Genomic DNA, 22466 nt, shown 5'->3' with positions numbered 1-22466 from the left:
TGACTAAGTTAAAATATTTATTGCTGATATTTTGTTTATTCTTGTTTTGTATAAATGCTATGGCAAGAATTACCATATTTATGATTGGTGATTCTACAATGGCAAACAAGCCGACAGATAATGATAATCCGGAAAGAGGTTGGGGACAGATGCTTCAAAGTCTTCTTGATCCGGAATTTGTATATGTGGAGAATCATGCAATGAACGGACGAAGTTCGAAGAGTTTTATTGATGAAGGACGTTGGAATAAGGTTCTTGAAAGAATACGTCCAGGGGATTATGTGTTTATACAGTTCGGACATAATGACGAAAAGAAATCTACTCATATACACACTGTTCCTGGAGGTTCGTTTGATGATAATTTGAGAAAGTTTGTTGCGGAGACTAGAAGTCGTGGAGGAATACCTGTTTTGTTTAATTCCATAGTAAGACGTAATTTCAGGAATAATCCGAATGCGGTAACCGAGGATGATGACTTCGGAAAAATATTCACTGGAAGCAAGAAAGTTAAGGACGGAATGATTCTGATAGATACTCACGGCGACTATCTGAAATCTCCGAAAATGGTAGCAGAAGAAACCAATACCTTTTTTATAGATATGAATGATATAAGCCACAGGTTAGTGGAAAATTTAGGTCCGGAGGATTCAAAGCAGCTGTTCTGCTGGATACCGAAAGGTACATGTAAGGCTTGTCCTGAAGGGAGGGAAGACAATACACACCTTAATGTTTATGGCGCAAGACTTTTGTCTAAACTTACCATGTCTGTCATAGCTGATAAAATTTCTGCTTTGGAGCCATTTGTCAGGGATAATGATTTTGTAGTATCTGCTGATGGAAGCGGTGATTTCCTTACATTAGCTGAAGCTGTAAAAACTGTAAACGGAATGGTAGTGCCTAAAGAAAGACCTTTGAGGCTATTGCTAAGAAAGGGTATTTACAATGATGGTGAACTTGGTTTTAACGTTCCGGTTCATGTATCAGTGGAAAATGGAGTAGAATTTAATTATAACATAAAAACGAAATAATATCATGAAAGCATTCTTAAATCTAATTAGTGTTGCTGCATGTGTTTCATCTTCCATGTTTAATATCTCATGTAAAGATGATATGGGTGGAATAGAAGGAATGACTGTAGAATATACAGAAAATTATTTGGGAGTTGACACACAGAGTCCGAGATTTGGCTGGAGAATGGAGTCTGGCGACAATTACAAAAGAGGTATATTTCAAAGTGCTTATAGCATAGAGGTTAAAGATGAAAACGGCAACTCTGTGTGGAGTACAGGAAAGATAAACAGCGGGCTCTCGCAAAACATACAGTATGCAGGCGAAAAGCTTCTTCCTGCCACACGTTATGACTGGATAGTGACTGTCTGGGACAATAATGGAGAAGAAAGAACCGGAAAATCATGGTTCGAAACTAGCTTGATGTCATCTGGTGATAAAGAAGGATGGAACGGAGCTAAATGGATAGGTGGCAATGATGACGACATGGTGCTTTATTCTCATTATTTGCCTGTGTTCAAGATGAACCTTTCGTTTAAAATGAAGGACGATGCCAAGCAGAAAAAGGTAGGTTTTATTTATGGTGCAAATGATGAAAGACTGTTGGATGGCAATAAGAATATTTATCATATCGCAAATACGGAAGATGCATCGTATGTGAAAGTCGAGGTTGACTTGTCGAAAGTCTATTCAGGCAGACAGGCTGTTCTTGAAGTGTATCGTGTAGGATATCATAAAGATGACAAAGTTGACAAGCCTTTTGTCTCTTTCAATATTCCTAATAACATTATTAATAAGACTAATGCTGTTTCTTCTCATGTAGTAACTCTTTATTCAGATCTTGGTTTCACGAGGTTCTATTTAGATGGAAAGAAAATAGGTGAATATAATATCAATCCTATGGGACTTGGAGGTGACTTTATCGCTTTTCCTGTAGTTGGTGATGTCGGTTACACACTTTCTTCAGCAAACGATTTTTCGGAAGCAAGCATTGAAATTTGTAATTTCAGAAGTCCTGAAAATGTTATTACTACAATAGTGATGGATGCAGAAAAGGTGAAAGCTTGTGGAAAAGATATGTATCTTATAAATCCAAGCCGTAATTCAATGCCGATGTTGAGGACTGAATTTACTGCAGAAACCAAGAGAATAAAGAAAGCAAGACTTTATGCCACAGCCAGAGGTATATATGAAATGTATATCAATGGTAAACGTGTAGGTGATGATTATTTCAATCCGGGTATTACTCAATACAATAAGACTCATTTGTATCAGTCGTATGATGTGACTGAACTACTGAATAATGGCGAGAATGCTATCGGTGCATTATTGGCAGAAGGATGGTGGAGCGGAGCATCTACTTATACCGGCGAGCATTGGAACTTCTTTGGTGACCGTCAGTCCCTGCTTGCACAGCTCGTGATAACATATAAGGACGGAAGTGAACAGGTGGTTGTAACTTCTCCGGAGACATGGAAGTATTATTCTGACGGTCCTATAGTATATGGCAGCTTCTTCCAGGGTGAGATTTATGATTCTTCTAAGGAAAAGTCTGTGGAAGGATGGACTACAGCTGCGTATGATGATTCCACCTGGAGCAAAACACTTGAGATACCTCTTGAAGGTTATGTAAGCAAGGCGGAGACGATGAATCGCAGTGTTACTCATCCGCGTCCAAGGGTGGACGATTATTCCAACTTTAATCTTATTTCTCAATACGGACAGACTGTAAAAGCTATAAAGAAATTGACAGCACAGTCGGTTGAAGAGGTTAGACCGGGAGTCTTTGTTTACGATATGGGACAGAATATGGTGGGCGTTCCTGAAATCACGTTTAACGGTATGGAAGCCGGAAATGAGATAAATATGAGATTTGCCGAGGTTAAGTATCCTGATCTTCCACGATATGCAGGAAACGAAGGTATGATAATGCTTGAAAATATCCGTGCTGCAATGGCTCAGGATAAGTATATCACGAAAGGTGGAAACGAAACCTATTCACCGCGCTTTACTTATCATGGATATAGGTTTATAGAGGTTACTGGTATAGACAAGGCTTTGCCTGTAGAGAATGTTAAGGGTATTGTACTTAGTTCTATAGACGGATTAGCTTCACATTATGAAACATCTAATGAAAAGGTAAACAAACTATGGAACAATATCGTGTGGTCAACATACGCGAACTTCTTTTCTATTCCTACGGATTGTCCGCAAAGGAATGAGCGTCTTGGTTGGGCAGGAGATATATCAGTGTTCTCAAGAACATCTACTTATCTGGCAAATGTACCACAGTTCTTGCGCAGATATCTGCGTGCCATGAGAGATGTACAGCGCGAAGACGGTCGTTTCCCTGATGTAGCTCCTATAGGAGGAGGCTTCGGAGGTTTGCTTTGGGGAAGTGCAGGTATAACCGTACTTTGGGAAATATATCAGCAATATGGTGATGTGGCTGTTTTGTCTGAACATTATGATGCCATGAGAAAGTATATTGATTATATTCTTGAAAAGAACATAGACCCGAAAACCAATATTCTGGTACAGGAGAATGTGTTTGGGAATCTTGGCGACTGGTTGGGACCAGAAGATATGAAAAATGACAAGACTCTGATTTGGGAAGCATATTTCATTTACGACCTTGAAATAATGAATAAGGTTGCAACAATTTTAGGAAAAACTGCAGATGCAGAGAAGTATGGTAAATTGCATGATGAGCGTATGGCATTCTTTAATGATACTTATATAGATACCAAAACAGCCAAAACTATTTCTTCAGGAGCTGATGGACCCAAGAAAGGTAAACTTGTTGATATTCAGACATCATACGTATTACCTCTGTCATTTAATATTGTAAATCCTGAAATGAAGGATGATTTTGCATCTAACTTGGCAAATGCTGTAAAGAGGGAAAATGTTGCAGACGATGGGAAGACATATCCTCAGTATTCGCTTATGACTGGTTTTATTGGTACAGCATGGATAAACAAGGCCCTTTCTGACAACGGTTATAATGATGTTGCATATAATTTATTGCAGCAAACATCATATCCGTCGTGGCTATATTCGGTTGAGCAAGGCGCCACTACAATATGGGAACGCTTGAACTCATATACACATGTTGACGGTTTCGGTGAGAATAACCGTATGAACTCTTTCAATCATTATTCTTTTGGTGCGGTTGGTGCATGGATGTATGCATATTCGCTAGGTATTATGCGTGATGAGGCTAATCCGGGATTCAAGCATTTCATTCTGTCTCCACGTATAGATCCTACAGGACAGATGACATTTGCCAAAGGATACTACGATTCATTGTATGGAAGGATAGAAAGTGAGTGGAAGATTACAGGTGATAGAGTTGAATATTCATTTATTGTTCCTGCTAATACTACTGCCACTTTACGACTTCCGACTAAGAATATGGAAAGTATTTCTGAAAATGGAAAACCTGTTGAAACTGTAGAAGGAGTATTGTCATCAGAATATATCGATGGTAATGCTGTGATTGAATTGAGTTCTGGAAAATATGAATTCACTGTGCTTAAGTGATATGTTTGTTATTGACGACTTATGAAAAAGACTTTATTTATATTGGGCTTTTATATAATGCTTGTTGATTTTGCTTTTGCGGAAGGAGGATTAACGAAAGAATGTTTTCTTAATCCTCCTACGGAAAGTCATATACATACTTGGTGGCATTGTAAGGTTATATAATGTTTACATTTATTCAAAGAAGAAACTTTTTGGCTCAAAAAAAGATGATCTTTTGAATCTAGATTTTATTGTTTTTTCTAATTATAATAAATATGAATTTAAGAAAATAACAGTTGAAGATCATTTTAGTTTACGATAAAATGTTTTTATTTGCTTTTATTAATTGTAAAAGATAAAGAAATGAAGTCCGTATTAATTATTCTGAGTATATTCTCTTTAATATTCAGTTCGTGTAGCAATGGTGAATATCGTCTGGTCTCGCCTGATTCAAAAATAAATTTTGTTTTAGATAATGATAGTGGTATCGTTTATAAACTATATTATGATGATAGGGTCCTGTTAAATCAATCTGATTTAGGTTTTCTTTTAAAGAGTGGGGAAAAATTGATAGGTGGTGATGGTTGGATTGTTGATGATGTTGAATCTATTTCGGTATCTGATAAATGGTATCCTGTTTGGGGAAAAAGAAAGGTTGTTGATGATGTCTATAATCAAAAAATTTTTCATTTGAGAAATAATCGTTCAGAGATTAATAGAATAGATCTGATTGTGAGGGCTTATAATGATGGTGTAGCATTCAGATATGTTATACCGGATGATATTAAATCCGATTTTGAAGTAGAAAAGGAACTAACTACTTTTAATTTTTCTGATGATTTTACTGCCTGGTTCTATAATTTCGAGAATCATAATTTAGGTCCGGAAAAACTTTCAGAAGTAGATAAAACACGTTATCCTGTGATGACTGTTCAAGTTGATGACAGTTGTTATATGGCTATACATGAAGCTGATTTGGTTTGTGGTGAGCCAATGATTCTTGGCTCGGATAAAGGAAGTACACGGTTCTCTATTCTGTCAAAACCCTCAAAATTATTTGCAGGATATGTTTCTTCATGGAAAACTATTATGTGTTCACAAAAAATCGGAAATCTTGTCGATTCGCATTTGTTGGAGCTGCTTAATCCTGCTCCTGACGAAAAATACGATTTTAAATCGTGGGTAAAACCTGGAGTCGCATTATGGGACTGGAGAATTAATGGCGCAATTGTAGATAACTTTACTTATGGAATGAATTATGCGTCTTGGTTACGTATGGTGGATTTTGCCAATAAGAATGACATTAAGTATCTTGTGTTGGACGCAAACTGGTATGGTCCGGAGTTTGAGTCAAATTCAGACCCTTTAAACGGAAATAAGGCAAATGATGTTAAAAAGCTGATATCTTATGCGAGAGAAAAAAATGTTGGTATATGGCTGTATTTAAATGATATAGGAGGACGTGAATATCCAATTGAAGAAACATTGAAAAATTATTCCGATTGGGGAGCTGTAGGTGTTAAATACGGCTTTATGAGGGGTAATTGGGAAGAAAAGAATATAAGGACACGGATGATAACCGAATTGTGTGCGAAATATAAGTTGTATGTAGACTTTCATGACGGACCTGTACATCCTTATGGACAGATGAGAACTTGGCCTAATGCCTTGACTCGTGAATACTGTCAGGCTCAATTGGATGCTCATAAAGTATTTTATCCAAGTACTTTTGTAACTTCTGTATTTGTAAATATGATTGCCGGTCCTATTGACATGAATAATGGGATGTTTGATTTGAGGCAAGGACCAACTACCAGAGTAGATGAGAATACACCGGTGCCTTCGACTGTAGTATCTGAAGCTGCTAGAACTTTGATTGTGTTTTCTGGTGCTACAATTATTCCTGATATTCCTGAATATTACAATAAGTATCCGGAATTACTTCAATTCATTTCTTCTCAAAAAATGCCATGGTTGGAAAGCCGAACTTTAGGTGGAAAAATCGGTGAATATATAATTATGATGAGAGAAACTGATGAGGCATATCTTGTAGGTGCCGTGACAAATGAAAAAGATAGACAGTTATCTATAAAGTTGGATTTTTTATCTGATGATAAAACTGAATATGAGACAATTATTATTGAGGATGGTGAGGAAGCTGATTATTTGACAAATAGAGAAGTTGTAAAATCCGAAATCAGAAAAGTAAAGAGGAATGATGTGTTGACAGTGTCTTTAGCTCGTGGCGGTGGCTCATGTATTTTGATAAAGAAATAAAATAGTGTGTTTTATTCTCCATTTCGCCTTCGCATCTTTCATGGTGAAGAAGAAATGGAGTTTTTTGTAACTAATCTTACTTCTTCTTATATGTATTTATGGTTCAATTAGGAGATATTTAGAGTATTTTTTAATATGTGAAAATTATCAGATAATTCCTGCATCGAACCGAACAGAAGGTTAGCCCCCTCGTCAAGTAGAGCTGAATCAGGAAGCGGACCTGTATTTACGGCAATGGTGAATATTCCTGCCGCAACTCCTGCTTTTACTCCAAGCGGAGCGTTTTCTACCACTACAGCTTCATTGGGCTCTATTCCGGCTTTTTTCAGTCCAATAAGATATGGTTCAGGGTTGGGTTTACCGTATTTTACGTCGAATGCTGTTACCATGAATTCTTTTTGAAAGATACCAGGAAAATGGTGATTCAGATTATCAAGAAGTGACAATTGTCCGGAACCGGTTACAAGTACAGGTTGTAGTCCCGCTTCCTTGACCTGAAGGAGTAGATTGTATGCTCCAGGCATAGGCTCTGCTTTAGGGAGAGTGTTGAAAATATCGCTTTTGGTCTGATAGATTCGTTTTATTTCTTCTTCGTCTGCACTGAATCCTCTCTCGCGTGTGGAAACAATGTTTATGGTGCTGGCTCCGGTGCGTCCTTCGTGCATGTATGCTTCTTCTTCGCTCAGATTCATGCCATACATTGCCATTGCTTTGTTCCATGCTTTTGCATGGTTTTTCATCGAGTCGAACAGTACTCCGTCCATGTCAAACAGAACGGCTTTAAGATTGATTTTGTCGTATCCTTTTTCCTTTAAATATTTTTGTATAGCTTGATCAAACATTATCGTTGTCTTTTAATCATTGAAAGGCACGTATTACAGTGATTCCGTAATACGTGCCTTGTTATTTCAATAGGTTCGTGAGTCTTTATTTTTTCAGACGAGCCTGGATAGTTTCTGATTCTTTTTCATAACCTGGCTTATTGAGCAGAGCAAACATGTTCTTTTTGTATGCTTCAACTCCAGGCTGGTTGAATGGGTTTACTTCGAGGATATAACCGCTGATACCGCAGGCTTTTTCGAAGAAGTAAATCAACTGTCCGATGTAGTATTCGTTCAATGCCGGAACGGATACTCTCATGTTTGGAACACCACCGTCTACGTGTGCAAGCTGAGTACCGAGTTCTGCCATCTTGTTTACTTCGTCAACACGTTTTCCTGCAAGGAAGTTCAGACCGTCGAGGTTCTGTTCGTCTGTAGGAACACGCAATTCGTGGTTAGGAGTTTCTATAGACACAACAGTTTCGTAGATTGTGCGTTCGCCTTCCTGAATCCACTGACCCATTGAGTGAAGGTCTGTTGAGAAGTCAACTGAGCTTGGGTAGATTCCTTTGCCGTCTTTACCTTCTGATTCGCCGTAGAGCTGTTTCCACCATTCGTTGAAGTAATGGAGTTTTGGCTGGAAGTTAACCAAAATTTCAATTTTCTTGCCGTTACGGTAAAGTTCGTTACGGGTTGCAGCATAAAGGGCAGCAGGATTTTCGTACATATTTTCGTTAGCACAAACTTCTTCCATTTTGCGTGCACCTTCAACTAGCTTTTCGATGTCTATACCTGCCACTGCAATAGGAAGCAAACCTACCGGAGTAAGAACTGAGAAACGTCCGCCTACGTTGTCAGGGATGATGAATGATTTGTAACCTTCGTTGTCGGCTGTTACACGTGCTGCACCTTTCTTTGCGTCTGTAACGGCTACGATAACCTTGCGTGCCATTTCCTTGCCGCGCTGGTCTTCGCACTGTTTTTTAAGAAGACGGAAAGCAAGAGCTGTTTCTGTTGTTGTACCTGATTTTGATATGTTGATTACACCGAATTTCTTGTCTTTCAAGAAGCTTGTCAGTTCATAAAGATAGTCTTCGCCGATGTTGTGTCCTGCGAAAACGATAGTAGGTTCGCCTGCTTTCTTTTCTTTCAGCCACTGGAAACTGTCAGACATAGCTTCGATAACGGCACGTGCACCAAGATAGCTACCGCCGATACCTGCAACAACTACTACTTCGCAGTTTTCACGAAGAACAGCTGCTGTAGCTTTGATGTCTTCGATATGTTCTTTTGTTATAGAAGATGGAAGGTGAAGCCAGCCCAGGAAGTCGTTTCCAAGTCCTGTACCTTTTTCAAGAGTTTCCATATAAGTCTTAACCAATGGCTCGTAAGAAGCCAATTTGCCTTCTGTCATGAAGCTGACAGAATTTTCGATGTTTAATTTAATATTTTCCATATTCACAAGTTTATCTGAATGAGTCAGTTAAAAGCTTTATTTCTATCATAGGAGTTATGCGTTCGTACAATATGTTGTACACGGCATCAACTATAGGCATATTAACGTGTAAATGTTTGTTCAATTCTTTAATACATTTTGTACCGTAATATCCTTCGGCAATCATTTCCATTTCTATCTGTGCGCTTTTTACAGAGTATCCTTTACCAATCATTGTTCCGAAAACACGGTTGCGGCTGAAATTGGAATAGCTTGTCACCAGCAAATCGCCAAGATATGCGGATTCGTTTGTACATCTGTCCACTGGATGAACAGTATTAAGAAAACGGTTCATCTCCTGTATAGCGTTTGAGATAAGTACTGCCTGAAAATTGTCTCCATATTTCAGACCGCTGCATATTCCTGCGGCAATTGCATATACGTTTTTCAATACAGAAGCGTATTCAATACCTGCCACATCGGTATTTACTGAAGTTTTAATGTAATGACCTGCCAGTTGTTGTGCAAAGATTTTTGCCTTTTCAATGTCCTTACAGCCGACAGTGAGGTATGAAAGGCGTTCAAGAGCCACTTCTTCGGCATGGCATGGACCTGCTAATACAGCGATATTTTCTTCAGGAACATCATATACCTTATTAAAATAGTCAGAAACAATAAGGTTCTCGTCAGGAACGATACCTTTTATGGCTGTCACTATGAATTTGTCCTTGATTTTTGTTTTCAGTTTCTTTAGATGACTTTTAAGGTAAGGTGATGGAGTAACGAAAATCAGTGTGTCTGATTCTCTTACTACCTTATTTATATCTGATGAAAAGTTGATATTCTTTACGTTAAAGCGTACACTGGTCAGATAAGCCGGATTATGTCCGAGACGTTTGAAATCTTCTATTCTGTCGTCCCTACGCATATACCAGTTTATTGATTCGGCTTGGGTAAGAATAATCTTTGCGATAGCTGTAGCCCAGCTACCTCCTCCCATAATAGCTATTTTACCAGGGAATTTCACTTTGGTAATTGTTTTATTGGTTTTTAAGTCATAAAGTCTTTAAGTTTGTAAGTCCTGAACCAAATCAGAAACTTACAAACTTAAAAACCTAAATACTTATTTTATATTCTGTATCCAATTGCTGACTTCGTCAACTGTAGGATTCTTAAGCTCAAGTTTATACTTTTTGTTCACTCCGCAGATGTCCATGTGAAGTTTCTGAGGATTTACATCCTTCATGTCGGCTACCATGTTGTATCCGGCTTTCTGGATCAGTGCTACCCATTCTTCAGGAACACCTATTTCCATGAATTTGGCAGGAGCATCCTTTGGTATTACCTTTTCAGGTCTCATCTGAGGGAAGAATAATACTTCCTGTATTGTGCTCTGACCTGTCATAAGCATAACCAGACGGTCCATACCGATACCCATACCTGATGTAGGAGGCATACCGTATTCAAGTGCACGAACGAAGTCCTTATCGATAATCATAGCTTCGTCGTCTCCCTTTTCGCTAAGTCTCATCTGCTCTTCGAAACGTTCAAGCTGGTCGATAGGGTCGTTAAGTTCTGAGTAAGCGTTACACAATTCCTTACCGTTTACCATAAGTTCGAAACGTTCTGTCAAGTCAGGATTGCTGCGGTGACGCTTAGTAAGCGGAGACATTTCGATAGGGTAGTCAGTGATGAATGTAGGCTGTATGTAGTTGCCTTCGCAGAATTCGCCGAAGATTTCGTCGATAAGCTTGCCTTTACCCATAGTATCGTCAATTTCCATATTGAGCTTCTTGCAGACTTCACGAATCTGGTCTTCATTCATACCTGTAAGGTCATAGCCAGTGAATTCCTTGATAGAATCAAGCATAGTCACACGCTTGAATGGAGCCTTGAAGTTGATGATATTGTCGCCCACCTTCACTTCTGTAGTACCGTTTACGTCAAGACAGATCTTTTCAATCATGTTTTCAGTAAATTTCATCATCCAGTTGTAGTCCTTGTATGCTACATAGATTTCCATACAAGTAAACTCAGGATTGTGTGTACGGTCCATACCTTCGTTGCGGAAGTTCTTACCGATTTCGTAAACACCTTCGAAACCACCCACGATAAGACGTTTCAGGTATAGTTCGCTGGCAATACGCATGTACAAAGGAATGTCAAGCGCATTGTGGTGAGTTATGAACGGACGTGCAGCCGCACCACCTGCGATAGCTTGAAGGATAGGAGTTTCAACCTCGATATAACCTTTAGAGTTGAAGTATTCGCGCATTGAATTGTAAACTTTGTTGCGCTTGAGGAATATGTCTTTCACTCCGTCGTTTACCACGAGGTCAACATAACGCTGGCGGTAACGGAGTTCAGGATCTTCGAACTTGTCGTAAGCCACACCATCTTTATATTTTACGATAGGAAGTGGTTTGATAGATTTAGATAGAACTGTAAGTTTCTTTGCGTGTATTGAGATTTCACCCATCTGAGTGCGGAATACGAAACCTTCTATACCAACAAAGTCACCCAAATCAAGTAAACGTTTGAAAACTACATTATATAAATCCTTATTTTCATCAGGACAGATGTCATCGCGAGTGATATAAACCTGAATACGGCCTTTAGAGTCTTGCAATTCGATAAAAGAAGCTTTACCCATTACACGGCGTGACATGATACGTCCGGCTACAGAAACCATGCGAGGTTCTGTCTCATCATCCTTGAATTCATCTTTTATATCAGTAGAAAATGCGTTTGTTACATACTCTGCTGCAGGATACGGGTCTATGCCCATAGCTCTCATCTCATTCAGACTGTTGCGTCTGATAATTTCCTGTTCACTTAGTTCTAATACGTTCATTTCTTATATATTAACTATATTTTGGTACAAAAATAAGAAACATTTCGGAATATATTAATATATGTGTGTCACTTTTTATACAAATGCCTTAATATATATGCTTTTTGGAGTTCGTTTGATTCTGTATTTAACATCTACTTGTTATCAAAAATATTCATTTGATAGCATTTGTCAAATAAAATGTCGTAATTTTTTGTGAGTTATCATTAAATTGTTACCTTTGGGCTCTTCTAAATGTGAAAAGCATGAAAATAGTGATTTTACAAACAGATATTGTTTGGGCCAATCCTTCGGCCAATGTAAAAAAAGCGGACGAGATTATCAATAGATACGAAGATGTTGATATTTTTGTTCTGCCTGAAATGTTTTCTACCGGTTTTTGTACCAATCCGGAAGGTATTGCTGAAAAATCTGATTCAGGAACTTTGGATTGGATGAAACATACGGCTCAGCGTAAGAAATGTGCCATTGCCGGCAGTATAGCGCTGGAGGATAAAGGTCAGTATTATAACAGGTTTTATTTCGTACATCCGGGGGGGACTGTTGAATGGTACGACAAGAAGCATCTGTTTACTTACGGTGGAGAGCACAAACGTTTCACGGCAGGAACCCGACGCGTGATTGTAAATTATAAAGATGTAAGGATCTTGTTGCAGGTTTGTTATGACCTGAGATTTCCGGTTTGGAGCCGAAACAGAAATGATTATGATATAGTTTTTTATGTGGCAAGCTGGCCGACTCCGCGTGTGGAGGCCTGGAAGCTGTTACTAAAGGCGAGAGCAGTAGAAAACCAGTGTTATGTAGTAGGAGTAAACAGAGTGGGTAAAGATCCGAACTGTGATTACATAGGCGGAAGTGCTGTGATTGATCCGTACGGAAAGGTGATTGCTGCTTGCGAAGACGGTAAGGCTTGCGAAGCTGTGGTTGATATTGATATGTCTGAACTGGAAGCATTCCGTAAGAAATTTCCGGTATTGAACGATGCCGATCCTTTTGAAATAGTATAACTCGAAATATGGAAAACAATAAGAAATTATTACTCTTGGGCGACCAGGCTATAGCATTGGGAGCCATTCATGCAGGTATCTCCGGAGTATATGCTTATCCGGGTACACCTTCTACAGAAATTACAGAATATATACAGGAACATCCTCTGGCAAAAGAACGGAATTTACACAGCAGCTGGTGTACTAACGAAAAGACCGCTATGGAAGCTGCTCTTGGAGTAAGTTATGTCGGCAAGCGTGCTTTGGTGTGTATGAAGCACGTAGGTATGAATGTATGTGCAGATGCTTTTGTCAATTCCGGTATGACAGGGACAAATGGGGGAGTGGTAGTGGTTGCAGCCGATGACCCTTCCATGCATTCGTCGCAGAATGAGCAGGACTCAAGATTCTACGGCAAATTTGCCATGATTCCTATCCTTGAACCTTCGTCACAACAGGAAGCTTACGATATGATGCAGTATGCTTTCGAAATGTCAGAGCGCGAGGGAACTCCTGTCCTTATGAGAATTACCACACGCATGGCGCATTCGCGTGCCAATGTAGCTGTTAAAGATGAGGCTTCTGAGGTAACTTCGACAGGTAAGCCTTCTTCTCCTGCCAACTGGGTTCTTTTACCGGCAAATGCACGCCGTCGCAATAAAGAAGTAATTGGGCTTCAGCCTGTGTTGCGCCAGCTTTCTGAAGAGTCTCCTTTCAATAAGGCAGAGAATATATCTTCCGAGAAGGCTGATCTGGGTATAGTAGCTTGCGGCATAGGATATAATTATGTAATGGAAAATTATCCTGACGGATGTCCTTATCCTATTGTCAAAGTATCACAATATCCTCTGCCTACAGATAAGATAATATCTTTGGCAAATTCATGTAAGGAAATATTGGTGGTTGAAGACGGACAGCCTTTCGTGGAAGAACAGCTTCGAGGTGTATTGCCTTCACAGTATGTGGTTAAAGGACGATTGAGCGGAGCATTGCCTCGCACAGGTGAGCTCAATCCTGATTATGTAAAATCCGGATTAGGTATGGATGACACAGAAGTATATCCTTCGGCTCAGAATGTAGTTCCACGTCCGCCTGCACTTTGTAACGGATGCGGACATCGTGATGTATACGACGCTCTGAATAAAGTGGCTGCCGAGTATGCCGATACAAAAATTTTCGGTGATATAGGTTGTTACACTTTAGGAGCACTTCCTCCTTTCCGTGCTTTGCACAGCTGTGTAGATATGGGTGCTTCCATTACCATGGCCAAAGGTGCAGCCGATGCCGGTCAGTTCCCTTCAATAGCCATTATCGGCGATTCTACTTTTACTCATTCCGGTATGACAGGACTTCTTGACGCAGTGAATGATAAGTCTAATATCGTTGTAGTAATTTCCGACAATCTAACCACTGCCATGACAGGCGGTCAGGATTCAGCAGGAACAAACAAGTTCGAGGCTATCTGTCTAGGTCTTGGGGTTGAGCCGGAACATGTGCGTGTAGTAGTGCCGCTGCCTAAGAACATGGACGAAATTACCCGCATAATTCGTGAAGAGATAGAGTATAACGGTGTATCTGTGATTATTCCACGCAGAGAATGTATGCAGACACTTAACCGTAAGTTGAAACAGAAAAGAGCCGAAAAACAATGAAAACAGATATAATTCTTTCCGGTGTGGGAGGACAAGGTATCCTCTCCATCGCAACCATAATAGGCGAGGCTGCCACACGCAGCGGACTGAATCTGAAGCAGGCTGAGGTTCACGGTATGAGCCAGCGCGGTGGTGATGTTCAGTCAAATCTTCGTCTTTCGGACAAACCTATTGCTTCCGACCTTATTCCTCTTGGAGGAGCAGATATGATTATTTCGCTTGAACCTATGGAAGCACTTCGTTATTTGCCGTATCTGTCAAAGGACGGATGGATTATAACATCTTCCACTCCGTTCAAGAATATTCCTAACTATCCGGAGATTGAGGCTGTAATGGCAGAACTTAATTCGTTACCCAATGTGGTTTCGCTTGATATTGATGCTATAGCCAAAGAAAATAATATGCCTAAATGCGGAAACGTGATTCTTTTAGGTGCAGCAGCTGCCTGTTTTAAGATTTTGGATAAGAAAACTCTTTATGACAGTATAGAACGAATATTCGGATCTAAGGGTGAGGCTGTAGTCGAAATGAACCATCGTGCTTTTAATATAGGTTATGAGGCTGCAGCTTCCAAATGAATAATTTAAGACAAAAACTATTATGAGTAAAGTCTTCAGTAAAGAATTGGTAGAGCAGGTTGTAAAAGAGATGAAGGTTGCCGACCTACGCAATGCCACCATAGGCGATGTACTGCTTGTGGCATCACGTTTGGAACAGCTTACGGGCATACCTTTCATCCGTATGGACCAGGGTTCTCCGGGGTTGCCTGCCAACAAGATAGGAATTGAAGCCGAAAAGGCTGCTCTCGACAAAGGATTGGGCGCACAGTATCCCGCTGCAGCCGGAGTTCAGGAGCTTAAGGATGCGGCATCTCGTTTTGTAAAGGCATTTATAAATATAGATATTTCGCCACGTGCATGTCTGCCTACAACAGGTTCTGTGGCTGCATCGTTCGGAGCATTCATTGCATGCACACAGCGTATTCCGGGAAAAAACAAGGTTCTGTTCATTGACCCTGGCTTTCCTATCCAGAAATCGCAATTGCGTATTCTCGGTATCAAATGGAAACTCTTTGATATATACAATTACCGTGGTGAGGCTCTCCGTGCTAAACTGGAAAGCATGATGACGGACGGTGATATTGCTGCAATAGTATATTCCAATCCGAATAATCCTGCATGGTTCTGTCTGGATGAGGATGAATTGAAGATAATAGGCGAACTTGCCACTAAGTATGACACAATTGTTATGGAAGACCAGGCATATTTTTGTATGGACTTCCGTAGCCCGTTTGGTCGTCCGTATCAGGAACCATATGTGCCTACAGTGGCAAGATATACCGACAATTATATCCTTATGCTTTCTGCTTCGAAGATTTTCAGTTATGCCGGACAGCGTATTGCACTGGCATGTATTTCTGACAAACTTTTCGACAAGCAGTATCCCGCACTAGCGCAACGATATGAGGATTCAGGAATATTCGGACCTACATTCATTGCATCCATCATGTATATGATAACTTCAGGATGTACTGCCACAACACAGTATGCCATGGCAGAGATGTTGAACAAATCGGTGGAAGGAGTGATAGATTTCGTAGAGGATACACGTGAGTACGAGCGTCGTGCACGCCGGATGAAACAGATATTTACCGACAACGGATTCAGTATCGTTTATGATTATGATGTACGCCAGAAGGTAGGCGACGGTTTCTTCTTCACATTGGGGTATCCCGGAATGACAGGTGGAGAGTTGCTAGAAGAACTTATGTACTATGGTGTCAGCAGTATCTCACTTTCCACTACAGGAAGCGATCAGCAGGGAGTACGTGCATGTACATCACGTATGAGGGAAGAACTTTATCCTGTTCTTGAAGAACGAATGAAAGCCTTTAAGGCAGATCATCCTATATAATTACAATTGCAAATATAACATTAACGATTAAAGATAATACCCATGTTTTGGAATGAAAATAAGGAATGTATGCCTCGCGAACAGATGCGCGAGCTGCAGGGGAAAAGACTTCAGAAACTGGTGACATACGTTTATCATAACGTCCCATTTTATAGAAAAAAAATGCAGGAGATGGACCTGTCTCCTGATGATATCCGTAGTATTGACGATATAGTAAAACTTCCTTTCACTACCAAACAGGATTTGCGTGATAACTATCCCTACGGTTTGCAGGCTGCACCTGCATCGGAGATAGTACGTGTACATGCGTCTTCAGGTACGACAGGTAATCCTACAATTGTGGGTTATACACGTAAGGATCTTGCAATTTGGTCGGAAGTGATGTCACGATGTCTCACAGCATATGGAGTTACTCGTGATGATACATTCTCAGTGAGTTACGGTTACGGACTATTTACCGGTGGTCTTGGAGCGCATTACGGAGTAGAAAATCTGGGAGCCACAGTAATACCGGCTTCAACGGGTAACACAGAAAAACATATCCGTCTTATCCGCGACCTGAAGATTACCGGTATAGCATGTACACCGTCGTATGCCATGTATCTGGCAGAAGTAATGGAGAAGATGGGACTTACTAAGAATGATCTTGGACTCCGTATTGGTGCTTTCGGTGCAGAACCGTGGACAGAAAATATGCGTAAAGAGATAGAAGACCGTCTCGGATTGAAAGGTTACAACATTTATGGCCTGAGCGAAATAATGGGACCTGGTGTATCATACGAATGTCAGGAGCAGAACGGATCACACATCAATGAAGACCATTTCTTCCCGGAGATAATCGACCCTAACACACTTCAACCATTGCCTTACGGACAGCAGGGTGAACTCGTCTTTACTACACTTACCAAAGAAGGAATGCCATTGCTCCGTTACCGTACTAAAGACCTGACATCTCTTATTGACACTCCGTGTCCGTGTGGACGTACATCAGTGCGTATGACTCCTATCATGGGACGAAGCGATGATATGCTCATTATACGTGGTATCAATGTGTTCCCTTCACAGGTGGAAAGTGTCATCCTCGAAATGAAGGAATTCGAACCTCAGTATATGCTGATAGTTGACCGTAAAGGCAATCTTGATACTCTGGAAATACAGGTTGAGGTACGTCGCGACTTCTTCAGTGATGATATTGGAGCAATGCTTGCCTTGAAGAAATCTCTTGCTGACAAACTGAAGAGTGTACTTTCTATAAGTGCTGATGTCAAGTTGGTTGAACCTAACAGTATAGCTCGCAGTCAGGGAAAATCCAAGAGAGTGATAGATAACCGTAAATTGGTGTGAGACGCTCTTAATTTTTAATTTTTCATTTTTAATTAAAGTAACATGACCATAAAGCAATTATCAGTATTCCTGGAAAACAAGACAGGAAGAATAAATGATGTAGTCCGTACATTGGGACAAAATGGCATAAACATGCATGCTTTCAGTATGGCAGAGACAACAGATTTCGGAATTCTACGTCTTATAGTATCTGATGTAGATAAGGCTGTAGAAGTTTTGCGTGCGCAGAACTTTGCCGTAATGTCAACCGAAGTTATCTGTCTCTCTTGTGACAATACTCCGGGTTCTCTTGCCGTAGTTTTGGAATATTTGGCAGAAGAAAAAATCTTTATAGAATATATGTATGCTTTTGCCCAAAATGACAAGGCTCATGTGGTAATCAAGCCTAACGACCTCAAGGCATGTCTGGCAGTGCTTGATGCAAAAGGCTGTACTGTACTCAAGAAAGGGGATTTGTAATAAAAATCATATTCATAAAACAACAGGTCAGGTGAAACAATCGGATTTACCTGACCTGTTGCTTTTTAAGAATTATTTGTCATGTTCTTCATCTCTTTTTTATATGCAGTAGGTGTTTTCCCTGTATATTGCTTGAACGCTGTGCTGAAATAACTTTGTGATGTAAATCCTACATTTACAGCTATTTCTACAAACGACATATTTGTATTCTGAAGCAATTCTATTGCTTTTTCCATTCTGACCTTACTTATATAATCGTTTATGCCCATATTAGTGAGGTTTTTCAGTTTGCTGTATACTGAAGTTCTACTCATTCCAAGTTCATTACAGATAGTTTGTACTCCCAACTCCGGATTACTTATATTATTATTTATAATTGAATTCATTTTAATTATAAACGATTCATCAATTTGGCTGAATGTGGTAGACTCGGCTGTAGGCAGCTTTCCTGTATCTGAATAGGCTTTACGTGCAATGTCTCTATTTCTTAATCTGTTTTTTATTACTTCCAAAAGCATATCAACATCAAATGGTTTTAGGATATAATCGTCAGCTCCATTTTTATATCCATTAAGCCTACTTTCTTCATCGTCTTTTGCAGTCAATAGAATTACAGGAAGATGGCTTATTGAAAAATCCTGTTTAATTGATTTGCATAACTGATAACCGTTCATACCTGGCATCATAACGTCGCTTATTACGATATCCGGTAAATGGCTTTTTATAAGTAATAGGGCTTCTTCACCTTCGGAAGCAGTAATGACTTTTTTGAAATACCCTTTCAGTACAGATTTTAGGAAACTTCTCAAGTCGGCATTATCATCTACTATCATAACAGTATAAGACAATGTATCCATGTCAGTAAGTTTTGTTCCTTCTGATTTATCATCTCCGTTAAAGTCGAATATCAGTTCATTCATATACTGTTTAGGCTCGTAAGCCCTAGTGTTATCATGTTTCCTTGGAAGCTCGAAAAAGAATGTTGCACCTTCATCCTCATTGTTGTATGCTCCAATTTTTCCTCCATGCATTTCAACCAGGATTTTTGAGTATGACAATCCTATTCCGGTTCCGGTCTCTTCGCCGGCTCCTTGATAAAATCGTCTGAACAGCATGGATGGATCTGTTTCTTTAAGTCCATGTCCCTGATCGGATACTGATATTTTTACGGAATCACTTTTAATAATATTTTCTGTAGATATAGTTATATTACCACCACTGAGAGAATGTTTCAGAGCATTGATTAGTAGGTTTGTAAGTATACTGTCAAATTTCTGTTTATCCACTTCTATTTTACCTACAGAATTATCTAGCTTAAACATAACATCTCCTCCAATGGCTTTTGCTTCTTCAATGAAATCCTGACCTATGTATTTTACATATTCGTTTACATCAGTTATACTTAAATTGAGTTTTCCGTTGCCAACTTCCATTTTCCTGACGTCAAGTACCATATTGATAAGATTCTTCATGCGTTGAGTCTGTCTGTAGATACCTTTAAGAGGAAGTAATAATGGGTTGTCCATATCCAAAGTTTTCAAGATTCTTTGTAATGGTGCATGGATTAATGTAAGAGGAGTTCTTAGTTCATGGCTTATATTTATAAGGAAACGGATTTTATCCTCATACATTTGTTTTTCACGCTCTTTGATAATAAGATTGTGTTTTTCTGTCTTTTTTCTGACTATCAATATGTTTATGTAAATGAATACTAATACCAAAAACAGAATGCATGACAGGAAAAACCATTTGGTTTTATACCATGGTGGAATGACCTTAAGTGTGAGAATACATTTTTCGTCAGTTTGGTTACCATCTTTTGTATTGCACGAGGCTAATATCCGGTATTTACCAGCAGACAATGAATGCAATGCAAGTTCTGATCTGTATGTTTCGATATTTTTTTTTGTATCAGGTCCATATATTTGAAATTTATACATTTTTTTTCTGAATATATCTTCACCGTTAGCAAATACCCTTATAATCAAACTACCTGATTCAGACATCTTCAGTTCCGGTATTTGACCATCGGTAGAAAAAAAAGTTTTCATGCCGTTAAGCTCTATTTCAGAAAGATTCAGAGAAAGTGCAGAGGTACTTTCGTAATCCAATAGTTTGTCTATTTTTAATAATCCTCTTACTCCGCCCATAAAAATCCGTCCGTCTGAATTTACGAGTTTCGAGCTAGGCATATATTCATTAGGCATCACGCCGTCAGATTCTCCGTAAAACAAAAACTTCTGTTTGTCAACATCCCAACAGAAAAGCATGGATTCGGCTCCTACCAATACTTTATTGTTTACACATACCACAGATGATACACGATTGAAAAGCTCTGTTTTTACCCACTCGTGTTTATGACTCTTGTTGTCGTATCTGATTAACCCTTTATCTGTTCCAACCCAAATAATTCCGGAATTGTCCAAACTTACAGATGTAATTGAAGCGTCGTTGGAAACTTTGAAAATCATTTCCAATGTTTTGGTTCTGTTATCCAGTCTGTAAACATTATTTATATCATTAATATATGTATAGGTTGAGTCATTCCCTATTGCAACCAGTGAACCGATACCTAGCTCAACATTATTTTTTTCTTTAATAGTATCGAATGTTCCGGTTTTTTCGTCATACCAATATACAAAATTCGCAAGGAACAATATAGATTTAGGAGTATTTCTATATATGAAAACGGAATTACCGTGGTTACAAAGTTCTTCGTTAGTTTTTTTATCTATAAGTATAAAAGGCTTTTTTGTTCCTGTTACTGTATCAAAAACAAAAATTCCCTGGGCGAAATTAAATATAAGAAGCTTATTCTTTCCGAAATCGCAGATAGAAGTTACTTTGTCACCTATAGTAGTTGGAAAATGAGAAAATTTTTCATCCTTAAGATTATACATATTTAATCCTCCACCGTTTGTACCTATCCAGAGTTTGTCATTTTCTCCTTTGAACAAATATAGTGCGGTGCAATGTGTCAGTCCGCTATTGTCACCAAACAGAACATCTTTATATGTTCTCATCGAAACTTCATGCATACATATAGCTCCGTAATAAATACTGCCTATCCATACATTGCCATAATAATCTTCATACAAGCATATTATAGAATTTGAAGGTAAAGAATAATTGTTTTCGCTAGGAATATGTTTCAGAATTCTAAAAACACCTGTTTCCTGATTGAGTACAGATATTCCATCACCATCAGAACCAAACCATATTTCTCCTTTATGCTCGATAATACTCAAGACAATATCACTGCTTATTTCAGAATTCTTTTTTGAATAGTAATTAAGAAATTTGAGTCTCTTGTCATAGCAGCGTACTCCTTGGTTATACGAAGAAATCCATATTTTGCCTTCATTGTCTTGATATGTGCATATTATATCATTTCCGCATTCTGGAAAAGCTGTGTATGATTTTTTTGATTTTAGGTCAACAATTCTCATTCCATACCATCTGTCGCTGCAAATAAGTGTATCTGTTCCTGAAAGAATCATATTTGATACATTATAATCATTTGATTCATTGAATGATATAATTGGGCTTATTTGTTTTTTGTATATGTCGTAACTATAAATAGTATTTTTCCCTCCAAGTATAATCTTTCCCTTATGGACGATAGCACTTAAAGCGATGAGAGGTATATCATTGTCATTTTTTATTAGGCTGAAACCATTTATTGAATAGTCGTATATACAAATACCTTTGTTGGTAAGTACCCATAAATGTTCGTTGTCATCCTGAAATATTTTATAGATATAACTTCCCAAAGGGGAATTCTTATCTTTATTATAATCTTTTATATTTTGACCATCATATCTGAATAATCCGGCTCTGGTACCCATCCATATAAATCCATACTTGTCTTTAAAAATACAATGAACAACTGAAGGAACATCAGACGGTAAATATATCTGGCTATATGAATAGTCTGCATAAAGTTTGTTGATATGGAGCAATGAGCCCCCAATTATTATTATAAATAATATTATCCGTGAGATTCTCATATTGGATTTTTGAGGTTTGTTTTTACAAATGTAATAATAATACTTCAATATATAATACCTTTAATGTTTAATCTTAAAATGGATTTTTCTTATTATGTATTTTCAAAAAATACAAGAAATACTATAACAATATTGAAAATCACATATTTATGTCGATTTTTTAAAATCTAAAGTCATT

The 22466-nt window shown here is 38.7% G+C and carries 13 protein-coding genes and 1 pseudogene; 9 read left to right on the top strand and 5 right to left on the bottom strand.

The features are described from left to right. Window positions 1–59: 59 nt before the first annotated feature. From Q0486_RS04125 to Q0486_RS04115, 3 genes and pseudogenes are all read left to right on the top strand, one after another. Window positions 60–872 (top strand): annotated as a pseudogene (locus Q0486_RS04125) (rhamnogalacturonan acetylesterase); the annotation flags it as partial. A 238-nt stretch (window positions 873–1110) separates the two neighbouring features. After that, on the top strand, window positions 1111–4554 hold the full coding sequence (locus tag Q0486_RS04120) for an alpha-L-rhamnosidase (protein WP_299230574.1): 3444 nt from the start codon (window positions 1111–1113) through the stop codon (window positions 4552–4554). Window positions 4555–4899: 345 nt separating this feature from the next. Next, window positions 4900–6813, top strand: a complete 1914-nt coding sequence (locus Q0486_RS04115) for a glycoside hydrolase family 97 protein (protein WP_299230504.1) — start codon at window positions 4900–4902, stop codon at window positions 6811–6813. Window positions 6814–6920: 107 nt separating this feature from the next. Here Q0486_RS04115 and Q0486_RS04110 read toward each other — a convergent pair whose 3' ends face one another. From Q0486_RS04110 to lysS, 4 genes are all read right to left on the bottom strand, one after another. Next, window positions 6921–7655, bottom strand: a complete 735-nt coding sequence (locus Q0486_RS04110) for an HAD-IA family hydrolase (RefSeq protein WP_299230502.1) — start codon at window positions 7653–7655, stop codon at window positions 6921–6923. Window positions 7656–7740: 85 nt separating this feature from the next. Beyond that, entirely contained in the window at window positions 7741–9090 is a 1350-nt protein-coding gene (locus Q0486_RS04105) for a glucose-6-phosphate isomerase (RefSeq protein WP_299230500.1), read from the bottom strand. 10 nt (window positions 9091–9100) lie between these two features. Then, a complete protein-coding gene (locus Q0486_RS04100) occupies window positions 9101–10096 on the bottom strand; it encodes an NAD(P)H-dependent glycerol-3-phosphate dehydrogenase (RefSeq protein ID WP_299230498.1) in 996 nt (331 codons plus the stop codon). A 96-nt stretch (window positions 10097–10192) separates the two neighbouring features. Continuing rightward, window positions 10193–11923: a lysine--tRNA ligase gene (gene lysS / locus Q0486_RS04095; protein WP_299230496.1), complete on the bottom strand. Its 1731-nt coding sequence runs from the start codon at window positions 11921–11923 to the stop codon at window positions 10193–10195. A gap of 245 nt (window positions 11924–12168) precedes the next feature. On the opposite strand from lysS, the gene Q0486_RS04090 reads away from it, so the two are divergent. The 6 genes from Q0486_RS04090 to Q0486_RS04065 are packed head-to-tail and all read left to right on the top strand — an operon-like array spanning window position 12169 to window position 18278. After that, window positions 12169–12930, top strand: a complete 762-nt coding sequence (locus Q0486_RS04090) for an amidohydrolase (RefSeq protein ID WP_299230495.1) — start codon at window positions 12169–12171, stop codon at window positions 12928–12930. Window positions 12931–12938: 8 nt separating this feature from the next. Continuing rightward, a complete protein-coding gene (locus Q0486_RS04085; protein ID WP_299230494.1) occupies window positions 12939–14561 on the top strand; it encodes an indolepyruvate ferredoxin oxidoreductase subunit alpha in 1623 nt (540 codons plus the stop codon). Continuing rightward, the gene (locus Q0486_RS04080) at window positions 14558–15139 is read left to right on the top strand and encodes an indolepyruvate oxidoreductase subunit beta (protein WP_299230492.1); all 582 of its coding nucleotides are present in this window, start codon (window positions 14558–14560) and stop codon (window positions 15137–15139) included. The genes Q0486_RS04085 and Q0486_RS04080 overlap by 4 nt, the downstream gene beginning before the upstream one ends. A 22-nt stretch (window positions 15140–15161) precedes the next feature. Further along, window positions 15162–16475: a pyridoxal phosphate-dependent aminotransferase gene (locus Q0486_RS04075; RefSeq protein ID WP_299230490.1), complete on the top strand. Its 1314-nt coding sequence runs from the start codon at window positions 15162–15164 to the stop codon at window positions 16473–16475. A gap of 42 nt (window positions 16476–16517) precedes the next feature. Continuing rightward, the gene (locus Q0486_RS04070) at window positions 16518–17819 is read left to right on the top strand and encodes a phenylacetate--CoA ligase (RefSeq protein ID WP_299230488.1); all 1302 of its coding nucleotides are present in this window, start codon (window positions 16518–16520) and stop codon (window positions 17817–17819) included. A gap of 42 nt (window positions 17820–17861) precedes the next feature. After that, entirely contained in the window at window positions 17862–18278 is a 417-nt protein-coding gene (locus Q0486_RS04065) for an ACT domain-containing protein (RefSeq protein WP_299230486.1), read from the top strand. Window positions 18279–18343: 65 nt separating this feature from the next. Here the strand turns inward: Q0486_RS04065 and Q0486_RS04060 are convergent, their stop codons facing one another. After that, entirely contained in the window at window positions 18344–22288 is a 3945-nt protein-coding gene (locus Q0486_RS04060) for a response regulator (protein WP_299230484.1), read from the bottom strand. Window positions 22289–22466 lie beyond the last annotated feature (178 nt).

The organism is uncultured Bacteroides sp. (genome assembly GCF_937912035.1).
GTDB lineage: Bacteria > Bacteroidota > Bacteroidia > Bacteroidales > Bacteroidaceae > Phocaeicola.
Note: the sequence above shows the minus strand (reverse complement) of the source record. Positions and strands in the feature narration are given on the sequence as shown.

Excerpts from the sequence above, each read along its gene's own strand:
- Q0486_RS04060 (WP_299230484.1), bottom strand. The coding sequence starts at position 22,288 with ATGAGAATCTCACGGATAATATTATTTATAATAATAATTGGGGGCTCA.
- Q0486_RS04080 (WP_299230492.1), top strand. The coding sequence starts at position 14,558 with ATGAAAACAGATATAATTCTTTCCGGTGTGGGAGGACAAGGTATCCTC.
- Q0486_RS04070 (WP_299230488.1), top strand. The coding sequence starts at position 16,518 with ATGTTTTGGAATGAAAATAAGGAATGTATGCCTCGCGAACAGATGCGC.
- Q0486_RS04105 (WP_299230500.1), bottom strand. The coding sequence starts at position 9,090 with ATGGAAAATATTAAATTAAACATCGAAAATTCTGTCAGCTTCATGACA.
- Q0486_RS04090 (WP_299230495.1), top strand. The coding sequence starts at position 12,169 with ATGAAAATAGTGATTTTACAAACAGATATTGTTTGGGCCAATCCTTCG.
- Q0486_RS04075 (WP_299230490.1), top strand. The coding sequence starts at position 15,162 with ATGAGTAAAGTCTTCAGTAAAGAATTGGTAGAGCAGGTTGTAAAAGAG.
- Q0486_RS04065 (WP_299230486.1), top strand. The coding sequence starts at position 17,862 with ATGACCATAAAGCAATTATCAGTATTCCTGGAAAACAAGACAGGAAGA.
- Q0486_RS04120 (WP_299230574.1), top strand. The coding sequence starts at position 1,111 with ATGGGTGGAATAGAAGGAATGACTGTAGAATATACAGAAAATTATTTG.
- Q0486_RS04085 (WP_299230494.1), top strand. The coding sequence starts at position 12,939 with ATGGAAAACAATAAGAAATTATTACTCTTGGGCGACCAGGCTATAGCA.
- Q0486_RS04115 (WP_299230504.1), top strand. The coding sequence starts at position 4,900 with ATGAAGTCCGTATTAATTATTCTGAGTATATTCTCTTTAATATTCAGT.
- lysS (WP_299230496.1), bottom strand. The coding sequence starts at position 11,923 with ATGAACGTATTAGAACTAAGTGAACAGGAAATTATCAGACGCAACAGT.
- Q0486_RS04110 (WP_299230502.1), bottom strand. The coding sequence starts at position 7,655 with ATGTTTGATCAAGCTATACAAAAATATTTAAAGGAAAAAGGATACGAC.